This window comes from Corynebacterium jeddahense (assembly GCF_028609865.1).
Lineage (GTDB): Bacteria > Actinomycetota > Actinomycetes > Mycobacteriales > Mycobacteriaceae > Corynebacterium > Corynebacterium jeddahense.
Window position 1 is genome coordinate 717,509 of the sequence record NZ_CP063194.1, and the last position, 17,985, is coordinate 735,493.

15 protein-coding genes are annotated in these 17,985 nt (G+C 69.3%); 4 read left to right on the plus strand and 11 right to left on the minus strand.

Features of this window, described 5'->3' with window-relative positions:
* Positions 1 to 50 precede the first annotated feature (50 nt).
* Positions 51 to 710: a PAQR family membrane homeostasis protein TrhA gene (gene trhA / locus CJEDD_RS03550; RefSeq protein ID WP_081764612.1), complete on the plus strand. Its 660-nt coding sequence runs from the start codon at positions 51 to 53 to the stop codon at positions 708 to 710.
* A 3-nt stretch (positions 711 to 713) separates the two neighbouring features.
* Here the strand turns inward: trhA and CJEDD_RS03555 are convergent, their stop codons facing one another.
* The 4 genes from CJEDD_RS03555 to CJEDD_RS03570 are packed head-to-tail and all read right to left on the minus strand — an operon-like array spanning position 714 to position 3,048.
* Positions 714 to 992, minus strand: coding sequence for a mycoredoxin (locus CJEDD_RS03555; RefSeq protein WP_042409960.1), 279 nt, complete (start codon positions 990 to 992; stop codon positions 714 to 716).
* Positions 989 to 1,471, minus strand: coding sequence for a dihydrofolate reductase (locus CJEDD_RS03560; protein WP_042409958.1), 483 nt, complete (start codon positions 1,469 to 1,471; stop codon positions 989 to 991). The genes CJEDD_RS03555 and CJEDD_RS03560 overlap by 4 nt, the downstream gene beginning before the upstream one ends.
* Positions 1,471 to 2,274: a thymidylate synthase gene (locus tag CJEDD_RS03565; RefSeq protein WP_042409954.1), complete on the minus strand. Its 804-nt coding sequence runs from the start codon at positions 2,272 to 2,274 to the stop codon at positions 1,471 to 1,473. Before CJEDD_RS03565 ends, CJEDD_RS03560 begins: the two co-directional genes overlap by 1 nt.
* Positions 2,275 to 3,048, minus strand: coding sequence for a 3'(2'),5'-bisphosphate nucleotidase CysQ (locus CJEDD_RS03570; RefSeq protein ID WP_042409951.1), 774 nt, complete (start codon positions 3,046 to 3,048; stop codon positions 2,275 to 2,277). It abuts the gene before it with no gap.
* A 61-nt stretch (positions 3,049 to 3,109) separates the two neighbouring features.
* On the opposite strand from CJEDD_RS03570, the gene CJEDD_RS03575 reads away from it, so the two are divergent.
* On the plus strand, positions 3,110 to 7,801 hold the full coding sequence (locus CJEDD_RS03575) for an ATP-dependent helicase (RefSeq protein ID WP_273657625.1): 4,692 nt from the start codon (positions 3,110 to 3,112) through the stop codon (positions 7,799 to 7,801).
* A 34-nt stretch (positions 7,802 to 7,835) separates the two neighbouring features.
* Here the strand turns inward: CJEDD_RS03575 and CJEDD_RS03580 are convergent, their stop codons facing one another.
* Positions 7,836 to 9,410 carry an HNH endonuclease signature motif containing protein gene (locus tag CJEDD_RS03580; protein ID WP_273657626.1) on the minus strand — a complete coding sequence of 525 codons (1,575 nt, stop codon included), beginning with the start codon at positions 9,408 to 9,410 and terminating at the stop codon, positions 7,836 to 7,838.
* A gap of 89 nt (positions 9,411 to 9,499) precedes the next feature.
* On the minus strand, positions 9,500 to 9,736 hold the full coding sequence (locus CJEDD_RS03585; protein WP_157034504.1) for a YciI family protein: 237 nt from the start codon (positions 9,734 to 9,736) through the stop codon (positions 9,500 to 9,502).
* A gap of 10 nt (positions 9,737 to 9,746) precedes the next feature.
* Between CJEDD_RS03585 and CJEDD_RS03590 the strand changes: the two genes are divergently transcribed.
* Positions 9,747 to 10,556 (plus strand): DNA-formamidopyrimidine glycosylase family protein, encoded by an 810-nt coding sequence (locus tag CJEDD_RS03590; RefSeq protein WP_042408389.1) that lies wholly within the window; start codon positions 9,747 to 9,749, stop codon positions 10,554 to 10,556.
* A 166-nt stretch (positions 10,557 to 10,722) separates the two neighbouring features.
* Here the strand turns inward: CJEDD_RS03590 and CJEDD_RS03595 are convergent, their stop codons facing one another.
* The 4 genes from CJEDD_RS03595 to CJEDD_RS03610 form a co-directional block, all read right to left on the minus strand.
* Positions 10,723 to 11,367 carry a DedA family protein gene (locus CJEDD_RS03595; protein ID WP_042408387.1) on the minus strand — a complete coding sequence of 215 codons (645 nt, stop codon included), beginning with the start codon at positions 11,365 to 11,367 and terminating at the stop codon, positions 10,723 to 10,725.
* A 15-nt stretch (positions 11,368 to 11,382) separates the two neighbouring features.
* Complete coding sequence (locus tag CJEDD_RS03600; RefSeq protein WP_042408384.1) at positions 11,383 to 12,870, minus strand: glutamate-cysteine ligase family protein; 1,488 nt, start codon at positions 12,868 to 12,870, stop codon at positions 11,383 to 11,385.
* Positions 12,870 to 14,507, minus strand: a complete 1,638-nt coding sequence (gene pgi / locus CJEDD_RS03605; protein ID WP_074432553.1) for a glucose-6-phosphate isomerase — start codon at positions 14,505 to 14,507, stop codon at positions 12,870 to 12,872. The genes CJEDD_RS03600 and pgi overlap by 1 nt, the downstream gene beginning before the upstream one ends.
* Positions 14,508 to 14,606: 99 nt before the next feature.
* Positions 14,607 to 14,900: a chorismate mutase gene (locus CJEDD_RS03610; RefSeq protein WP_042408382.1), complete on the minus strand. Its 294-nt coding sequence runs from the start codon at positions 14,898 to 14,900 to the stop codon at positions 14,607 to 14,609.
* A gap of 67 nt (positions 14,901 to 14,967) precedes the next feature.
* On the opposite strand from CJEDD_RS03610, the gene pcrA reads away from it, so the two are divergent.
* Positions 14,968 to 17,286: a DNA helicase PcrA gene (gene pcrA / locus CJEDD_RS03615; protein ID WP_042408380.1), complete on the plus strand. Its 2,319-nt coding sequence runs from the start codon at positions 14,968 to 14,970 to the stop codon at positions 17,284 to 17,286.
* Here pcrA and CJEDD_RS03620 read toward each other — a convergent pair.
* Entirely contained in the window at positions 17,283 to 17,978 is a 696-nt protein-coding gene (locus tag CJEDD_RS03620; RefSeq protein ID WP_042408378.1) for a M23 family metallopeptidase, read from the minus strand. The two genes, pcrA and CJEDD_RS03620, sit on opposite strands and share 4 nt — an antisense overlap.
* Positions 17,979 to 17,985 lie beyond the last annotated feature (7 nt).

Genomic DNA, 17,985 nt, shown 5'->3' on the forward strand with positions numbered 1-17,985 from the left:
CGAGACCTCACCACGAACTCCAACAGGGGCAGGTGCAGCGCAGCTACGTGATGGCGGACCGAGGCGAGCGCCCCGTGATCCGCGGCTGGTTCCACCTCGGCGCGGCGCTGCTGTCGGCGCTCGCGGCGGCGGTGCTGATCACCTTCGCGTGGATGACGCTCTCGTGGTTCCAGGCCCTCGGGGTGACCATCTACGGTGCTGGGGTGTCCCTGCTTTTCGGAGTGTCGGCGATGTACCACCGCTGGCCGTGGCGCACCGCGGACGCTGTGCAGTGGTGGCGCCGGGCGGACCACGCCACCATCTCCGTCTTTATCGCCGCTACGTACACACCGCTGTGCCTGATCATCTTCGAGCCGAGGACCGCGACGGTGATGCTGGCGGTTGCGTGGGCGGGCGGCATTGGGGGAGCGGTGCTCAACCTCGTGTGGATCAACCACCCGCGCTGGCTGGACGTGGTGGTCTACGTCGGGCTGGGGTGGATCATCGTGCCGCTGCTGCCCACTCTGTGGCGCGAGGCGGGTGCGGCGGTGGTGTGGCTGCTGTTCGCCGGCGGGGTGGTGTACACGCTCGGCGCGCTGGTCTACGGCTTCAAGTGGCCGGGGCGCACGGCGCGATACTACGGCTACCACGAGCACTTCCACACCGCGACCATCGTGGCGGCGGTGCTCCACCTCGTGGCCATCTGGATGGTCGTGGTGCAGGCGGGGTAGCAGTTACTCCTCGCCGGTGAGCTCGCGCAGCTTCGCGCGCACCGCGGAGGCCTCCGGGTTCGTGGCGTGGGTGCCGTCGGAGTACAGCACCGTCGGCACGATTCGGTTGCCGTCGTTGACGCTCTCGATCCACGCGTTGACGTCTTCCATCCCGTCGGCATCGACGTCGACGAGGTCGTACGGCGTCTCAGTACGGTCGAGGCGCTGGCGCAGCTTCTTGCAGAACGGGCACCACTCGGCCGCGAAAATGGTTACGTGCGCGCTGGTTTCAGGGGCGGTCATTGTTTCCTTTCGAATCGCTGGAATTTGTAGCGGAGGCCATCGCTTTTCGACGTCTCCCAGTTCCCCTCCCAGACGAGCTCAAACTCGTCGTCGATGCGCGGGGCGTAGACGGCGCGGGACGCGGGCAGGTCCGGATGGACGTCGATAAGCGTTCGCTCGATGACGTCCACCTCGTCGATGGTGGCCTCGTAGACCTGGGCCCCGCCGAGGATCCACGCGTCGGCCTCGAGGTCGGGGAGGTCGGGCGAGACGTACGCGCCGCGCGACCACGCGCCCGGCTCGCGCGAGGAGAGCACGTGGTTCGTGCGGCCCGGCAGCGGCCGGGTGGGCAGCGACTCCCAGGTGCGCCGCCCCATGATGATCGGGTGGCCGAGGGTGATTTCCTTGAAGTGCTTGAGGTCTTCGGGCAGGTGCCACGGCATCTCGGTCCCGTCGCCGATGACGCCGTCGAGGCTCTGGGCCCAGATCGCTCCCAGCATTAGACCGACACCTCCGCCTTGATGGTCGGGTGCGGGTCGTAGCCCTCGACCGCGATGTCGTCGAAGCCGTAGTCGAAGAGCGACGCCGCCTTGCGCAGGCGCAGTTGCGGGTAGGGGCGCGCCTCGCGGGAGAGCTGCTCGCGCACCTGGTCGAGGTGGTTGTTGTAGATGTGGCAGTCGCCGCCAGTCCACACGAGCTCGCCGACTTCGAGTCCCGCCTGCTGCGCGAACATGTGGGTGAGCAGGGCGTAGGACGCGATGTTGAACGGCACGCCGAGGAACATGTCGGCGCTGCGCTGGTAGACCTGCATGCTCAGGCGCCCGCCGGCGACGTAGAGCTGGAACAGCAGGTGGCAGGGCATGAGCGCCATCTCGTCGAGCTCGGCGACGTTCCAGGCGGAGACGAGATTGCGCCGCGAGTCCGGGTTTGCCTTGAGCGTGTCCAGCGCCTGCGCGATCTGGTCGATGTGCCCGCCGTCCGGGGTGGGCCAGGAGCGCCATTGCACGCCGTAGACGGGGCCGAGCTCGCCGTTCTCGTCCGCCCATTCGTTCCAAATGCGGATGCCGTTGTCCTGCAGCCAGCGCACGTTGGAGTCGCCGCGCAGGAACCACAGCAGCTCGCCGACCACGCCCTTGAAGTACACCTTCTTCGTGGTCAACAAGGGGAAGGACTCGGCGAGGTCGTAGCGGATCTGGGGGCCGAACACGCTGCGGGTGCCGGTGCCGGTGCGGTCGCCCTTCTCGGCGCCGTGCTCGAGTACGTCGCGCAGCAGGTCCTCGTAGGGGGTCTTCACCTCGGCCATCTACTTATCCACCCCCTCGAAGGAGCCGTGCTCGTCGCGGTAGCGCGCGGCGGCCTCGAGGATGTCGTCGGCGAGCTCTGGGCGGCAGATCACGATGTCCGGGATGTAGGTGTCCCGGTTGTTGTAGCGCAGGGCGGAGCCGTCGAGACGCGAGGCGTGCAGGCCCGCGGCGAGCGCGACGCCGACGGGGGCGGCCTGGTCCCACTCGTACTGCCCGCCGGCGTGGACGTAGGCGTCATAGTCGCCGAGCAGGACGTGCATCGCCTTCGCGCCGGCGGAGCCGACAGGAACCGTCGCAAAGCCGAGCGCATCGGCGACATACGTTGCGACGGCCGGGGGCCTATTCCGCGACAGCGCAACCTTGCCCGCGAAGGGGCCCGAGACGTGGCGCACGTCCGAGGACTTGAACACCACGCCCAGGTCCGGCAGGCCGACGGCCGCGTGGGTGGGCACCCCGTCCTCGACGAGGGCGACGTGGACCGCCCAGTCCTGGCGCCCGGTGGCGAACTCCTTGGTGCCGTCGAGCGGGTCGACGATCCAGACCCGGTCCTTGCCCAGGCGCTCCGGGTTGTCGGCGGCCTCCTCGGAGAGGAACCCGTCGTCGGGCCGGTGCTGCGCGAGCACCCGGGCGGTCCAGTTCTGGGCCAGCTCATCGCCCGCCTCGCCGAGCTCGCGGCCGCGCAGCAGCCCCACGCCGCGCACACCTTTGAGGATCTCGCCGGTGCCCTCGGCGATGAGGTTGGTCAGCCGCGAATCCGAGTACTCAGCAGTCATGCGCCCGATATTACCGCCACCTGCAGACACGGGCCGAACTCCACGGGCTAGAGTCGGCGGAATGACCGCGCCGATCCTCGACCGCTTCCACCCCCAGGTGGCCACGTGGTTCACCGAGGTCTTCGCGGCGCCCACGCCCGTGCAGGAGCGGGCGTGGCGCGCGATCGCGGACGGGGAGAACGCGCTCGTGGTCGCGCCCACCGGCTCCGGCAAGACGCTCGCCGCGTTCCTCTGGTCGCTCAACTCCCTCGTCGAGCGCGCCGGGCAGCAGGCCCTGCCCATCGACGGCGCGCAGCGCTCCACCCACGGCGGCGTGAAGGTCCTCTACATCTCGCCGCTCAAGGCCCTCGGCGTCGACGTGGAGAACAACCTGCGCGCGCCGCTGAACGGCATCGCGCGCGTGGCGCAGCGCATGGGCCGCGACATGCCGGACATCTCGGTCGGCGTGCGCTCCGGCGACACCCCGCAGGCCGAGCGCAACCGGCAGGTGCGCAAGCCGCCGGACATCCTCATCACCACGCCTGAGTCGCTCTACCTCATGCTCACGTCGAAGGCGGCGGGGATCTTAGAGACCGTGGACACCGTCATCGTCGACGAGATCCACGCGCTCGCCGGCACGAAGCGCGGCGTGCACCTCACGCTCTCGCTCGAGCGGCTGCGGCGGATCGCCGGGGACTTCCAGCGCATCGGCCTGTCCGCCACCGTGCGCCCGATCGAGGCGGTGGCGAACTTCCTCGGGCCGAAAACGACGATCATCAACCCGCCCGCCGAGAAGCGCTGGAGCCTCGAGGTCCGCGTCCCCGTCGAGGACATGTCGGACCTGCCCGTCCCCGAGGACGCCTCCACCATCGGGGAGGTGGTGCTCGACGACGCGCTCATGCTTGACGACGCCACCTCCGGCCCCCAACCGCCCCCCGCCGCCTCCGCGTCGATCTGGCCCCACATCGAGCGGGCCATCTACGAGCAGGTGATGGCGCACCGCTCCACCATCGTCTTCGTCAACTCGCGCCGCACCGCGGAGCGGCTGACCAGCCAGCTCAACGAGCTGTGGGCGACCGAGCACGACCCGGACGCGCTCAGCCCGCCGACGCGGCGCCCGCCCGCGCAGCTGATGAAGTACGTCGACACCGCCGGCCACGCCGCCCCCGTGATCGCGCGCGCCCACCACGGCAGCGTGTCCAAGGACGAGCGCGCGCTCACCGAGACGATGCTCAAGGAGGGCGCGCTGCGCGCCGTCGTGTCCACCTCCTCGCTCGAGCTCGGCATCGACATGGGCGCGGTGGACCTGGTCATCCAGGTGGAGTCCCCGCCCTCGGTCGCCTCCGGCCTGCAGCGCGTGGGCCGCGCCGGGCACACGGTCGGCGCGGTCTCCGAGGGCACGTTCTACCCCAAGCACCGCGCCGACCTCGTGCAGACGGCCGTGACGGTGCCCAGGATGAGAGCGGGGCTCATCGAGGAGCTGCACACCCCGCGCAGCCCGCTCGACGTGCTCGCGCAGCAGACCGTCGCCGCGGTCGCGGTGGAGGACCTCGACGTGGACGAGTGGTACGACACGGTCCGCCGGGCCTGGCCGTACCGGGACCTCGCGCGCGAGGTGTTCGACTCGGTGATCGACCTCGTCGTCGGCGTCTACCCGTCCACCGACTTCGCCGAGCTGCGCCCGCGCGCGATCCTCGAGGGCTCCACGCTGAAGGCTCGCCCCGGCGCGCAGCGGGTCGCGGTGCAAAACGCCGGCACCATCCCGGACCGGGGCATGTTCGGCGTGTTCCTCGTGGGGACGGACGCCGAGGGGGCGGCGCCCCGCCGCGTCGGGGAGCTCGACGAGGAGATGGTCTACGAATCCCGCGTCGGCGACGTGTTCACGCTCGGCGCCTCGAGCTGGCGCATCGAGAACATCACGCGCGACCAGGTGCAAGTCAGCCCCGCGCCGGGCCACACCGGGCGCCTGCCGTTCTGGACGGGCGACGGGCTCGGGCGGCCGTATGAGTTGGGCAAGGCGGTCGGGACGTTTCGTCGAGAAGCGAAAGGCTCCCTCGACCCCAGCCTCGACGAGCGCGCCCGCCGCAACCTCCTGCAGTACCTCGAGGAGCAGGAGGAGGCGACCGGCATCCTGCCGGACGAGAAGACGCTCGTGCTCGAGCGCTTCACCGACGAGCTGGGGGACTGGCGCGTGGTGCTGCACACCCCGTTTGGCAAGGGGGTCAACGCCGCGTGGGCGCTCGCGACCGGGTGGCGCGTGTCGCAGGAGACCGGCATGGACGCCCAGGCGGTGGCCGGCGACGACGGCATCGTGCTGCGCCTGCCGCAGGGGGAGCGCGAGCCGGACGGGTCGCTCTTCCAGTTCGACGCGGACGAGATCGCGGACATCGTCACCCAGCAGGTGGGTAACTCCGCCCTTTTCGCTTCTAGATTCCGCGAGTGCGCCGCCCGCGCCCTGCTCCTGCCGCGCCGCAGCCCCGGCAAGCGCGCGCCCCTGTGGCAGCAGCGCCAGCGCGCGGAGCAGCTGCTTGACGTCGCCCGGAATTACCCCTCGTTCCCGATCATCCTGGAGACGGTCCGCGAGTGTCTCCAGGACGTCTACGACCTGCCCGCGCTGCAGGAGGTTATGCGCGACGTGAACACGCGCCGGGTGCGCATCGCCGAGGTGACCACGGACCAGCCGAGCCCGTTCGCGTCCTCGCTGCTGTTCAACTACACCGGCGCGTTCATGTACGAGGGCGACACCCCGCTGGCCGAGAAGCGGGCCGCGGCGCTCTCGCTCGACCCGTCGCTGCTGGCCAAGCTGCTGGGCACCGTCGAGCTGCGCGAGCTCCTCGACGCGGACATCATCGCCGAGGTCGACGCCTCGCTGCGCCGCGTGGGCCGCGCCGAGACGAGCGAGCAATTCGCGGACACGCTGCGCATCGTGGGGCCGGTGCCTCTCGACGAGCTCCGCCTCTACACCGCCGTTCCCCTCGAGTCCTTGGAGCAGGTCCTGGGGGCGCGGATGATGCGGGTGCGCATCGGCGGCCGCGACCACGTCGCCCAAGTGTTGGACGCCCCGCTGCTTCGCGACGGCCTCGGTGTGCCCGTCCCGCCCGGCGTCGCCGCCCAGGTGCAGACCATCCCGGACGCGCTGGCGCAGCTGGTGGGCCGCTGGGTGCGCACCCGGGGGCCGTTTGTGTTGCGCGACCTTGCCGGCGCCTTCGGGCTCGCCGTCGGCGCGGCCCACGCCGCCCTGCAGCCCCTGGTGGACAAGGACAAGGTCATCCCCGGGCGCTACCGGCAGGGTATGGAGGAAGAGGAGTACGTCGCCGCCGAGGTCTTGCGCATCATCCGGTCGCGCTCGCTCGCGGCGGCGCGCGCCCAGACCCGGCCGGTGTCCCAGTCCGCCTACGGGCGGTTCCTCCCCAGCTGGTCGAACGTCGCCCCGGTTGGCGTCGTGCCCGCGCTACGCGGGGCCGACGGCGTGTACTCGGTGTTGGAGCAGCTCGCTGGTGTGCGGCTGCCGGCATCCGCGTGGGAGTCGCACATCCTGCCCGCGCGGGTGGGGGACTACTCCCCGGCGATGCTGGACGAGCTCACCGCCTCGGGCGAGGTGGCCATCGTCGGCGCCGGCAAGGCGGGGGCGCGCGACCCCTGGATCATGCTGCTGCCCGCCGACTACGCCGCCCAGCTCGCGCCGCAGGTGGACGAGCCGCTGCTCTCGCTCACCCAGTCCCAGGTAATGGAGAAGGTGCGCCGCGGCGGCGGGTACCTGTTCAGCGACCTGCTCGAGCCCACCACAACGGCGGAGGAGCTGCGCGAGGCGATGTGGGACCTCGTCGAGGCCGGGTTCCTCGCGCCCGACTCGTTTGCCCCGATCCGGGCGCGGCTCGCCGGCGGCAAGGCGGCGCACCGGGCGAAGCGGCGGCCGCAGCGCAGCAGGGTGCGCTCGGGGCGCACCTCGTTCGCCTCGGCGACCCCGCCGGACATGGTGGGGCGGTGGTCGCTCACGCCCATGCCTGACGACGACGCGACGCGCCGCTCCGTCGCGCTCGGCGAGTCGCTGCTGGACCGCTACGGCGTGGTCACGCGCGGCTCCGTCGTGGCAGAGGACATCCTCGGCGGGTTCGCGCTGGCCTACAAGACGCTCTCCGGCTTCGAGGCGTCCGGCAAGGCGATGCGCGGCTACCTTGTCGAGGGGCTCGGGGCCTCGCAGTTTTCCACCCCGGCGACGATCGACCGGCTGCGCGGCCACCAGGATTCCGACGACGTGGTCGGCTGGCCCTCCGGCGCGCGCGAGCCGCACGTGCACGTGCTCGCGGCAGCGGACCCGGCGAACCCGTACGGCGCGGCGCTGCCGTGGCCGGCCCAGGGGCCGACGCGGGCGGCGGGCGCGGTGGTCGTGCTTATCGACGGGCTCCTGGCCGCCCACATCACCCGCGGCGGCAAGACGATGACCACCTTCTTCGACGCCTTCCCGGACGGGGTCGGGGACCCGATGCCGCTGGTCGTCGACGCGCTCGCGCGGGCGATACGGGCGGGCCGGATGCAGCCGCTGGGCGTGGAGAAGCTCAACGGCGGGCCCGCGTTCGGCCTGAAGGAGTACGGCGCGACCGTGAGCCACAGGGGCGTGAAGATCGGCGGCAAGGCGTCGGCGCCGCCGAAGCGGCGCGGGCGCAGCGTGGCGGAGGCGCTGGGGGAGCTCGGCGGCAGCGAAGGTATCGAAGGCGGCCCAGGCGCGCGCGATCGAGCGCGTGGCCCGGTCGACGGCCTGACCTTCGACGATTAACTCGACGACTAATTCAGGGTGCGGCGCATGCTGTTTAGGGCCGCATCGGCATGCGGTGACCAGGTCGATTGGGGCGGTGGCTTGGCTGGTTGGCGTGCCCAGGATGCCCCATGCGCCCCGGTGGTGGCGGTGGGGAGGTGGGCCAGTGCGTTTCCGCAGGTGGCGGCGCCGATATTGAGGCCCGTTTCGCCTTGATCCGGTTGACCGCCGAGTGCATGGCGGGGTCCGTGGTGTTGGTGTGGCGGGTGCCGTCGGCTTTGACCAAAACGGCGCCGCCGGTGTCGGGGTCGTAGTCCATGTACCCCTTGTTAAACGAGCCGTCCCGGTGGTCGTTGTTGCACCTGTGGTGGGTGGGGCACAGTCCGGTGAGGTTTTCGATATCGGTCGCCCCGTACCGCAGCCAGGAGATGATGTGGTGGGCCTCGCACTCGCTCATGGAGGTCGTGCAGCCGGCCCAGGAGCACACCCCTTGCACCGCGAACATGGCGATGCGCTGGCCCACCGACGCGAGCCTCCGCGACCGGCCGAGGTGCAGCGGCACCCCGGAAAGCCCGTCGACGGTAAGCAGGAAATCGCTCGTGCCGTCCATGCCGAGCCGGACCAGGTCGAAGGCGTCGAGCTCCACCCCGACGTTGGTCTGGAACAGCGTGGTGGCGTCGGCCTCGGCGAGGTCGTCCAACGTAATGGACACCACCACCGACGCCGCACCGCCGTTCGCGGCCTGCTGGCTCTCCTCGTACTGGCGCAGGATGGCCATGTACTGGTCGTAGCGGCGCTGCCCCTTGGTGCGCGGGTCGCGGTTGCCCTGGAGTTCCTCCGGGATGTTGGAGTTCGGCGACAACCCCTTGTCGGTGAGCGCCTTGTACAGCGCGTAGTCGGCGCGGGTCATCGACAGCGTCACGTCGAAGGTGCCGTCCACGTTCTCCCTGCCCAGCGAGGCGTCGCGCTTCTCAAAGCCCGCGTTCGGGTTCGCCTTCACGTGGGGCTTGTTGGCATCGGCGACCAGGCGTTTCACAAACAGGCGCAGGTCCTTCTCGTCGCGGTACTTGGCCTCCTCCATCGCGCGGGCGTAGATGCGCATCCGCTCGCCCTCGGCCGCCTTAAGCAGCTTGTCCAGCTCGCGGCGGATGATGTCCTGCTTGGCGGCCGGGACCTCGTCGGCACGCTTGCGCGCTTCCTCCTGGTCCTTGCGGCGGCGCTCCGCCTCTTCCTCCGCAGCCTTGCGCGCGGCCTCCTCGGCGGCGGAGCGGTCCTCCTCCGAGCCGTCATCCTCAAAGAGGTCACCCAAATCCGGCTCAGGCGGGGGCGGAGCGTCGAAAAGCGCCTTCGCCCGCGCGATGCGGTTGTACGCCTCGCCGCGGGAGATGCCGAGCTTTTCGGTGAGGTACGCGTCCGGGTGGTTCGCGCCGACCAGCTTGCCGGCGTCCGCCAGCACGCACGCCTGCGCGAAGGCGGCGTCCACGTAGGCCTTCTTATCCATCGCGCGTTCGAGGCGCGCGATGTCGCGGGTGATGGTGGCGAGGGGGAGGGTCGAAGGGTCGTCCAGAAGCTGGCGCAACTGCGACAGGCCGTCGGCGACCTGGTCCACGAGCTCGGCGATTCCTTCCATGACACCCTCCTTTCCGCAACATTTCGCGGGTGTTGGATGTCAATGTAACAACGCGTCCGACACGCCCAACCCAAATTAGAACATAAGTGCTAACCTAGCTGCTTGACCAGGTGATTCGCAGCCGCAAGACCAAGTCGGGGATTGGCCTCACGCACGTCTTTCACCGCGCGCACAAACTGCGCTTTGGGGTCCGTGCCGGTCTCTGCGAGCACCCCGCGCGCCCACTCGACGGCGGCGTCCATGTCGGGGAAGAAACCCACGAGCGACTCTTCCGGCGTCGGGCCAGTGTTAACAGTGTTGAAGATCTTGCGCAGAAATTGGAACATAGACCCCACTATGCCCGAAGGTGATTCCGTCTATCAGCTGTCAAAGCGCCTGCAGTGGATGCAAAACCGCGAAGTCACGGCCACGAGCATCCGCGTCCCGCGCTACGCCACCGTCGACTTCACAGGCATGACCTGCGAGCGCGTCTGGCCCCGAGGCAAGCACCTGTTCATGCAGTTCACCGCGCCCGGGCACGCGCCACAGATCCTGCACACCCACCTGAAAATGGAGGGCACCTGGGCCATGCACCGCGCCGGCGAGCGGTGGAAGAAGCCCGCCCACGCCGCGCGCGTGGTGCTTTCGCTTAGCGACGCACCACAGGCCGACATCGAGCTCGTCGGGTTCTCGCTCGGCCTCGTCCGCGTCTTCCCGGCCCGCGAGTACGACCAGCAGATGGGCTACCTCGGCCCCGACCTGCTCGCCGAGGACTTCGACGAGGGCGAGGCAGTGCGCCGCATCGAGGCGCACCCCGACCTGGAGATCGGGCGGGCGCTGCTGGATCAGCGCAACCTCGCCGGCATTGGCAACGAGTACCGCGCGGAAATCAACTTTCTCGCGGGCACGCATCCGGCCGTGTTGGTGCGGAACGTGGACGTCGTCAAGCATGTGCGCCTCGCGCGCCGGCTCATGTGGGCGAACAAAGACGCCCCCGTCCGCGTGACCACCGGGGTCAGGCGGACGGGGGAGACGAGCTACGTGTTCGGGCGCAACAACAAGCCGTGCAGGCGGTGCGGCACCTTGATCACGAAGGGGTTCCTCGGCGGCGAAGGCGACCTCGAGCGGGTGATTTGGTGGTGCCCGCGGTGCCAGCCGGAGCCTTGAGATATTGTCATTCTGAGCGAGAAGGGGGATTCGTGGATTTCGGATTTTTGCGGGAGAAACCCCATCCATTGAAGACCTTAAAGTCACCCACTCGCGCTACTTCAGGGCCGAGGAGTTGCCCGATCTGGCGAGTTACTGGCAGAAAGGAGAGCGGGTCTCCTAACCCTTACTCCGACTCCGGCGGCACCAGCACCTCCTCCTCGCGGTCCGTTACCGCGCGACGGATGAAGTAGACCAGGAACGCGAGGATGATGAGGACGAGCACGCCGTAGATGACGTTCGAGTATGTGTCGGCGTACCCGGTCGCCTTTTCCCAGTTGTCGCCGAGGACGTAGCCCAGGTAGATGAGCACGGCGTTCCAGATGCCGGAGCCGAGCGTCGTCCACAGGCCGAACGTGAGCAGGTTCATCTTGCCCAGGCCGGCGGGGATGGAGATGAGCGAGCGCACGCCTGGGATGAGGCGGCCGAAAAAGACGCTGGAGCGGCCGTACTTGGTGAAGAACCGCATCGCCGCGTCGACGTCGGAGGCGCGCACGAGCCACATCCAGTCCGCGACCTTGCGCAGCCGCTCCAGGCCCAGCCACACGCCGATGCCGTAGAGCGCGTAGGCGCCCGCGACGGAGCCGACGACCGACCAGATGAACACGGCCCACATGTTCAGGGTGCCCTGGGCGACGGTGAAGCCGGCGAGCGGCAGGACCACCTCGGACGGGATTGGCGGGAAGAGGTTCTCAAGGAGGATCGCGATGCCGACGCCGGGGGCGCCGAGGGTCTCCATGAGGCCGACGATCCAGTCGATAATGCTCTGCATTGGGCCTATCTTGCCCTACGCGACGTCGAGCGTCCAAGTATGCACCGGCGCGCCGGTGCGCTGATTTTCCAGGTACTGGCGCAGCACCCGCGCGAGCCCGTCCGCCCGCTCGCTCGTCGCGGGCTTCGAGCCGCCGGCGACGCGGTCGAGCGCCGCGAGCTGCCACGACGCGCCGTTCTGCCGCGCCCGCACGCGCCCCTCGATGACGCCGAGGTACTCGTCCGCGCACGCCTGGTCTACCTTGAGGGCGCGCAGCCCGTCGTACGCGAGCTCGAGCAGATGCTTCTCGACGAGCTCCGCCACCCCAACCGTCCCCAGCGTCGGCCACTCCACCTCGGCCCGGATGCCATCCTGGGCCGCCGCGAGGAAATTCCGGTTCGCCGCCTCGAACGTGAGGCGCGACCACACCGGGCGCGCCTGCTCGCCGAGCGCCTTGACCAGACCGTAGTAGAACGCGGCGTCCGCGACGACGTCCATGACGGTGGGGCCGGCCGGCAACAGGCGGTTTTCCACGCGGATGTGGCTGAGCTCGCCATTCGGGTCGTAGATGGGCCTGTTCCAGCGCCAGATCGTGCCATTGTGCAGGTTGAGGTAGTGCAGGCCCGGGTTGTCGCCGTTCATGAACGGGGTGCCCGCGTCCGCGCGCCCCTCGGGCAGGATGGGGGAGAAGTAGCGGACGTTTTCCTCGAATAGGTCGAAGACGTTGGTGATCCAGCGCTCGCCAAACCACACGCGCGGGCGCACGCCCTGGTTGATCAGCTCCTGCGTGCGCGTGTCCAGGGACTGCTTGAACACCGGGATGCGCGATTCGTGCCACACCTTGTGCCCCATGAACAGCGGAGAGTTCGCGGACAGCGCCACCTGCACCCCGGCGATCGCCTGGGAGGCGTTCCACGCGTCGGCGAAGCGGTTCGGCGCGACCTGCAGGTGCAGCTGCATCGAGGTGCACGTGGATTCGGGTGCGATGCTCTCGAAGTAGCGGACGTACTTCTCCTCCCCGCGCAGGTCGATCTTCACCAGCTCGCCGCGCGACTCGAGGATCGAGTTGTTCAGCCCCGCGTACCGGTTCTCCTGCGTCATCCACTCGTCGCCCTCGAGGAACGGCGCGGTCATCGTCGGCAGCGTCCCGATCATCGCGAGGTGGGAACCGGCCCGCTCCGCCGCGTCGCGCACAACGCCGAGTCGCTTCTCGACGCCTTCGGCAAGCCGCGCGAGCCCATCACCCTCGATGCTCAGCGGAGGGTGGTTCATCTCCACGTTGAAGGACCCGATCTCGGCCTGGTACTCGTCGTCGAGCAGGCCCAGCACCGCCTGGTTATTCGGGTGCGGCTGCATCGCGTCGTCCACGAGGTTGAGCTCGAGCTCGAGCCCGATCGTGCCCTGGTCGACGAAGTCCGCCTGCTGCAGGTGCCGGTCGAAGCGCTCGAGCTCGTCCTCGAGCCGCCGGCGGTAGGTGGTGCGCTGGCGCGGGGTATACGTGTCGGAGGAGACGGCGTCGCCCATTAACGGTGCTCCCGGTACCAGGTGATCAGGTGGTCCGTCGAGGCGTCGCCCGTGTCCGGCGCCTCCTCGCCTGCGACCGCGGCGGCGAGGTCGTTCGCCTGCGCCTTGCCCAGCTCCACGCCCCACTGGTCGAAGGCGTTGATGCCCCAGATCGCGGCCTCGGTGAACACGATGTGCTCGTAGAGCGCGATGAGCGCGCCGAGCGCGTGCGGGGTGAGCTCCTCGGCGAGGATCGTCGTGGTGGGGCGGTTGCCCGGCATCACCTTGTGCGGCGCGAGCTCGTGGGAGACGCCCTCCGCCTCAATCTCCTGCTGGGTCTTGCCGAAGGCGAGGACCTTCGTCTGCGCGAAGAGGTTCCCCATGAGCAGGTCGTGCATCGAGCCGGTGCCGTCCGCCGTGGGCAGGTCCTGCCGCGGCCGCGCGAAGCCGATGAAGTCCGCCGGGATGAGGGTCGTGCCCTGGTGGATGAGCTGGAAGAAGGCGTGCTGGCCGTTCGTGCCCGGCTCACCCCAGAAGATCTCGCCGGTGTCGGCGGTGACGCTTGCGCCGTCGATACGCGTGTGCTTGCCGTTCGACTCCATCGTGAGCTGCTGCAGGTACGCCGGGAAGCGCGAGAGGTCCTGCGCGTAGGGCAGCACCGCGTGGGTCTGCGCCTTGTGGAAGTTGCGGTACCAGACGTTGAGCAGGCCCATGAGCGCGGGCACGTTTTGCTCGAGCTCGGTGGAGCGGAAGTGCTCGTCCATGTCGTGGAAGCCCGCGAGCATGTCCGCGAAGTTGTCCCGGCCGACGACGCACATGAGGCTCAGGCCGATCGCGGAGTCCATGGAGTAGCGCCCGCCGACCCAGTTCCAGAACCCGAACATGTTGGCGGTGTCGATGCCGAACTCCGCCACCTTCTCCGCGTTGGTGGACACGGCGACGAAGTGCTTCGCAATCGCGGATTCATCGCCGCCGAGCTGCTCGAGCAGCCAGCGCTTCGCGGCGTGCGCGTTAGAGAGGGTCTCCTGGGTGGTAAACGTCTTCGACGCGACGATGAACAGCGTCTGCTCCGGATCTGCACCCGCGAGCACGCGGCTCATGTCCGCCGGGTCGACGTTGGAGACGAACTCGGCGGCGATGCCCGCGTCCTGGTAGGTGCGCAGCGCCTTGGCCGCCATCGCGGGGCCGAGGTCCGAGCCGCCGATGCCGATGTTGACCACCTTCGTGATCTCCTTGCCGGTGTGGCCGCGCCACCGCCCGGAGCGCAGCGCATCGGCGAAGTCGCCCATGCGGCCGAGTACCTCGTGCACGTCGTGGGTGACGTCCTGGCCGTCGACGGTGAGCGCGGCGTCCGCCGGCGCGCGCAGCGCGGTGTGGAGCACGGCGCGGTCCTCGGTGGCGTTGATGTGCTCGCCGGTGAACATCGCCTCGATGCGGTCGCGCAGCTGCGCCTCTTCGGCGAGGGCAAGCAGCGTCTCGACGACGTCCCCGTCAATCAAGTTCTTCGACAAATCCACGTGCAGCCCGGCGGCGTCGAACGTGTAGCGCTCCGCGCGATCCGGATCCGCCCGGAAGAGGTCGCGCAGCGTGGTGCGGGACTTCTCGGCGTGGAGTTTTTCCAGGTTGCCCCAGCTTTCGGTGGACGTGATGTCGTGCATGTGTGCCTCCCGGGTGGCGGTCGCAGTGTCCGGCGTAGGCGCCGGTGTGGTGTCCGGGATCAACGGTAGCCAAAACGCGGCAGCGGTGGCGGGGCAGGCCTACCCCAGCTTCCCGCGCCCGAGCCGCAGCAGGATCTGCGCGAGTCCCGGGCCCTCCTCGCCGAGCTCGTCGCGGAACTGGTTGATGATGGCCACCTCGCGCGTGTGCACCAGCCGAGTCCCGCCGGAACCCATCCGGGTCTTGCCGATGGCCCGGGAAATCTCGGAGCGGCGCTTCACCGCGTCAAGGATGACGCGGTCGAGCCGGTCGATCTCCTTGCGGTACTCCTGAATCTCCGCGTCCGAGAGGGGATCGTCGGTGCCGGACGGCATGCGGATTTCAAGTTCACTCATGGGAGCCGATTATGCCATTTCGAACACGTCTGCGGGTCGTGTCGGCGGCGTTAGTACAGTAACGGCCATGACTGATCTGACTCTGGGACTCAACCCGCAGCAGCAGGCCGCCGTCGTCCACGAGGGCAGCCCGCTGCTCATCGTCGCGGGCGCGGGGTCCGGCAAGACCGCGGTGCTCACCAGGCGCATCGCGTATTTGCTGCAGAACCGCGGCGTCGCGCCCTGGCAGATCCTGGCCATCACCTTCACCAACAAGGCGGCTGCGGAGATGAAGGAGCGCGTCGCCCAGCTCGTGGGGCCCGACGCGGAGCGGATGTGGGTGGCCACGTTCCACTCCGTCTGCGTGCGCATCCTGCGCCAGCAGGCCCAGCTCGTCCCGGGGCTGAACACCAACTTCACCATCTACGACTCGGACGATTCGCGCCGGTTACTCGGCATGATCGGCAAAGACTTCGGCCTGGACCTGAAGAAGTTCTCGCCGCGCACGCTGGCCAACGGCATTTCCAACCACAAGAACGAGCTCGTCGGCCCCGAGGAGGCGCTCGCGGAGGCGGAAAAGACGCACAACCCGTTCGAGACCACGGTGGCCAAGGTGTACGCGGAGTACCAGCGCCGGCTGCGCCAGTCCAACGCGCTCGACTTCGACGACCTCATCGGCGAGGTCGTGCGCATCTTCAAACAGCACCCGCAGGTCACGGAGTACTACCGCCGCCGCTTCCGCCACGTACTCGTGGACGAGTACCAGGACACCAACCACGCGCAGTACGAGCTCATCCACACCCTCGTCGGGGACGGCGCGGACGCGCCGGAGCTCGCCGTGGTGGGCGATTCGGACCAGTCGATCTACGCCTTCCGCGGCGCGACCATCCGCAACATCGAGGAGTTCGAGCGCGACTACCCGAACGCCACGACGATCATGCTGGAGCAGAACTACCGCTCCACGCAGAACATCCTCAGCGCCGCGAACGCCGTCATCGCGCAGAACCAGGGCCGCCGCCCGAAGAAGCTGTGGACCGACCAGGGCACGGGGGAGAAGATCGTCGGCTACGTCGCCGACAACGAGCACGACGAGGCCCGCTTCGTCGCCGCCGAGATCGACGCGCTGGCGGACAGGGGCGTGCCGTACTCCGACATCGCGGTGATGTACCGCACGAACAACGCCTCCCGCGCGCTCGAGGACATCTTCATCCGCTCGGGCATCCCGTACAAGGTCGTCGGCGGCACCCGCTTCTACGAGCGCCGCGAGATCCGCGACATCGTCGCCTACCTCAAGGTGCTGGACAACCCGGACGACACGGTGAGCATGCGCCGCATCATCAACGTGCCCAAGCGCGGCATCGGCGACAAGGCCCAGGCCATGGTGGCCCTCCACGCCGAGCAGAACAACCAGAGCTTTGGGCGCTCGCTTATCGACGTCACCTCCGGCAGCGTCGACATGGTCGCGAAAGCGGCCGCCAACTCGATCACCCGCTTCGTTGAGATGATGCGGCAGATCCGGGACGACATGCCGTCGATGCGCAACGAGGTCACTGGGATGCCCGACCTCGGGCAGCTGATCACCCGGATCCTGGAGGACACCGGCTACAAGGAGGAGCTGGAGGCGTCGAACGACCCGCAGGACGGCGCCCGCCTGGACAACCTCAACGAGCTCGTCTCCGTGGCCCGCGAGTTCTCCTCGGAGGCCGCGAACCACGTCGCGTACATGACGGACGAGGAGCTCGAGGACGTCATGCAGGAGGGGGAGCCCGCGCCGGGCTCGCTCCAGGCGTTCTTGGAAAAGGTCTCGCTCGTGGCCGACGCGGACCAGCTGCCGGACAACGAGCAGGGCGTGGTCACGCTCATGACGCTGCACACGGCGAAGGGCCTCGAGTTCCCCGTCGTCTTCGTCACCGGGTGGGAGGACGGGCAGTTCCCGCACCTGCGGGCGCTGGGCGACCCGGCGGAGCTCGCGGAAGAACGCCGCCTCGCCTACGTGGGCATCACCCGCGCAAAGGAGCGGCTCTACCTCACGCGCGCGATCCTGCGCGCCTCGTGGGGCTCTCCGGTGACCAACCCCGCCAGCCGCTTCCTCGCAGAGGTCCCGGAGGACCTCGTCGACTGGCGCAGGGTGGAACCGGAGCGCTCCTTCAGTTCGGACGCCTGGGGCGCCCCCGCGCGGCCGCGCACCTCGGCGCGCCCGCGGCGGTCACACGGCGCTGGCGGGGTGAAGGTGAACAAGCACCTCGACCTCGCGCCGGGGGACCGGGTCAACCACGCGAAGTACGGCCTCGGCACCGTGCTCACCGTGGAGGGCAGCGGCGTGCGCGAGACGGTGACGGTTGATTTCGGGTCGTCCGGCACCGTGCGTCTCATGCTCATCGGCGGGGTGCCGATGGAGAAGCTCTAGATCTTGATGCCCTGCTTGGCAAACCAGGGCACCGGGTCGACCTGCGTGGCGCCGTCCGGCTTGATCTCGAAGTGGAGGTGCGGGCCGGTGGACTGGCCCTCGCTGCCGATGGAGGCGATCTTCTGGCCCGCCGTCACGCGCTGGCCCACGGCGACGTCGTAGTAGCGCATGTGGCCGTACACGGACTCTTCGCCGTTGTCGTGCTTGATCACGACCCAGTTGCCGAAGCCCTGGGCGGGGCCGGCGGCCGTGACGGTGCCGTCCATGACCGCGTAGATCGGCGTGCCAAGGTCGTTGGCGATGTCGATGCCCTGGTGCACCCGGCCCCAGCGCGGGCCGAACCCGGAGGTGTAGTGGCCCGAGGCGGGCAGCACGACGGTGCGGCCGTCCGCGGTGCGGCCGCGCTGCGGGGCGACCCAGTCGCTGGCTTCGGCCGGGGCGAAGGCGCCGGCGAGCGGGGTGTCCAGCGCGCGGGGGTCGTAGACGATCGTGTAGTCGCCGGCGGAGATGGTGGCGCCGCTGTTCTTGATCGCGCCGGCGGCTTTCGCCACGGCGCCGAGCGCCTGCCCGCCGTCGGCGGGGGCACCGCCGACGGCGAAAGAGAGCGCGGAGGCGGGTGAGTGCGCCAATGCGAGCGTGAGCACGGCGGCCAGCGAGGCGGACGCGAGACGCGGACGGAGTCCTCGGTTCATGGGGCGG

Excerpts from the sequence above, each read along its gene's own strand:
- CJEDD_RS03580 (WP_273657626.1), bottom strand. The coding sequence starts at position 9,410 with ATGGAAGGAATCGCCGAGCTCGTGGACCAGGTCGCCGACGGCCTGTCG.
- CJEDD_RS03570 (WP_042409951.1), bottom strand. The coding sequence starts at position 3,048 with ATGACTGCTGAGTACTCGGATTCGCGGCTGACCAACCTCATCGCCGAG.
- CJEDD_RS03575 (WP_273657625.1), top strand. The coding sequence starts at position 3,110 with ATGACCGCGCCGATCCTCGACCGCTTCCACCCCCAGGTGGCCACGTGG.
- CJEDD_RS03585 (WP_157034504.1), bottom strand. The coding sequence starts at position 9,736 with ATGTTCCAATTTCTGCGCAAGATCTTCAACACTGTTAACACTGGCCCG.
- trhA (WP_081764612.1), top strand. The coding sequence starts at position 51 with ATGGCGGACCGAGGCGAGCGCCCCGTGATCCGCGGCTGGTTCCACCTC.
- CJEDD_RS03595 (WP_042408387.1), bottom strand. The coding sequence starts at position 11,367 with ATGCAGAGCATTATCGACTGGATCGTCGGCCTCATGGAGACCCTCGGC.
- CJEDD_RS03590 (WP_042408389.1), top strand. The coding sequence starts at position 9,747 with ATGCCCGAAGGTGATTCCGTCTATCAGCTGTCAAAGCGCCTGCAGTGG.
- pcrA (WP_042408380.1), top strand. The coding sequence starts at position 14,968 with ATGACTGATCTGACTCTGGGACTCAACCCGCAGCAGCAGGCCGCCGTC.
- CJEDD_RS03610 (WP_042408382.1), bottom strand. The coding sequence starts at position 14,900 with ATGAGTGAACTTGAAATCCGCATGCCGTCCGGCACCGACGATCCCCTC.
- CJEDD_RS03560 (WP_042409958.1), bottom strand. The coding sequence starts at position 1,471 with ATGCTGGGAGCGATCTGGGCCCAGAGCCTCGACGGCGTCATCGGCGAC.
- CJEDD_RS03600 (WP_042408384.1), bottom strand. The coding sequence starts at position 12,870 with ATGGGCGACGCCGTCTCCTCCGACACGTATACCCCGCGCCAGCGCACC.
- CJEDD_RS03565 (WP_042409954.1), bottom strand. The coding sequence starts at position 2,274 with ATGGCCGAGGTGAAGACCCCCTACGAGGACCTGCTGCGCGACGTACTC.
- CJEDD_RS03620 (WP_042408378.1), bottom strand. The coding sequence starts at position 17,978 with ATGAACCGAGGACTCCGTCCGCGTCTCGCGTCCGCCTCGCTGGCCGCC.
- pgi (WP_074432553.1), bottom strand. The coding sequence starts at position 14,507 with ATGCACGACATCACGTCCACCGAAAGCTGGGGCAACCTGGAAAAACTC.
- CJEDD_RS03555 (WP_042409960.1), bottom strand. The coding sequence starts at position 992 with ATGACCGCCCCTGAAACCAGCGCGCACGTAACCATTTTCGCGGCCGAG.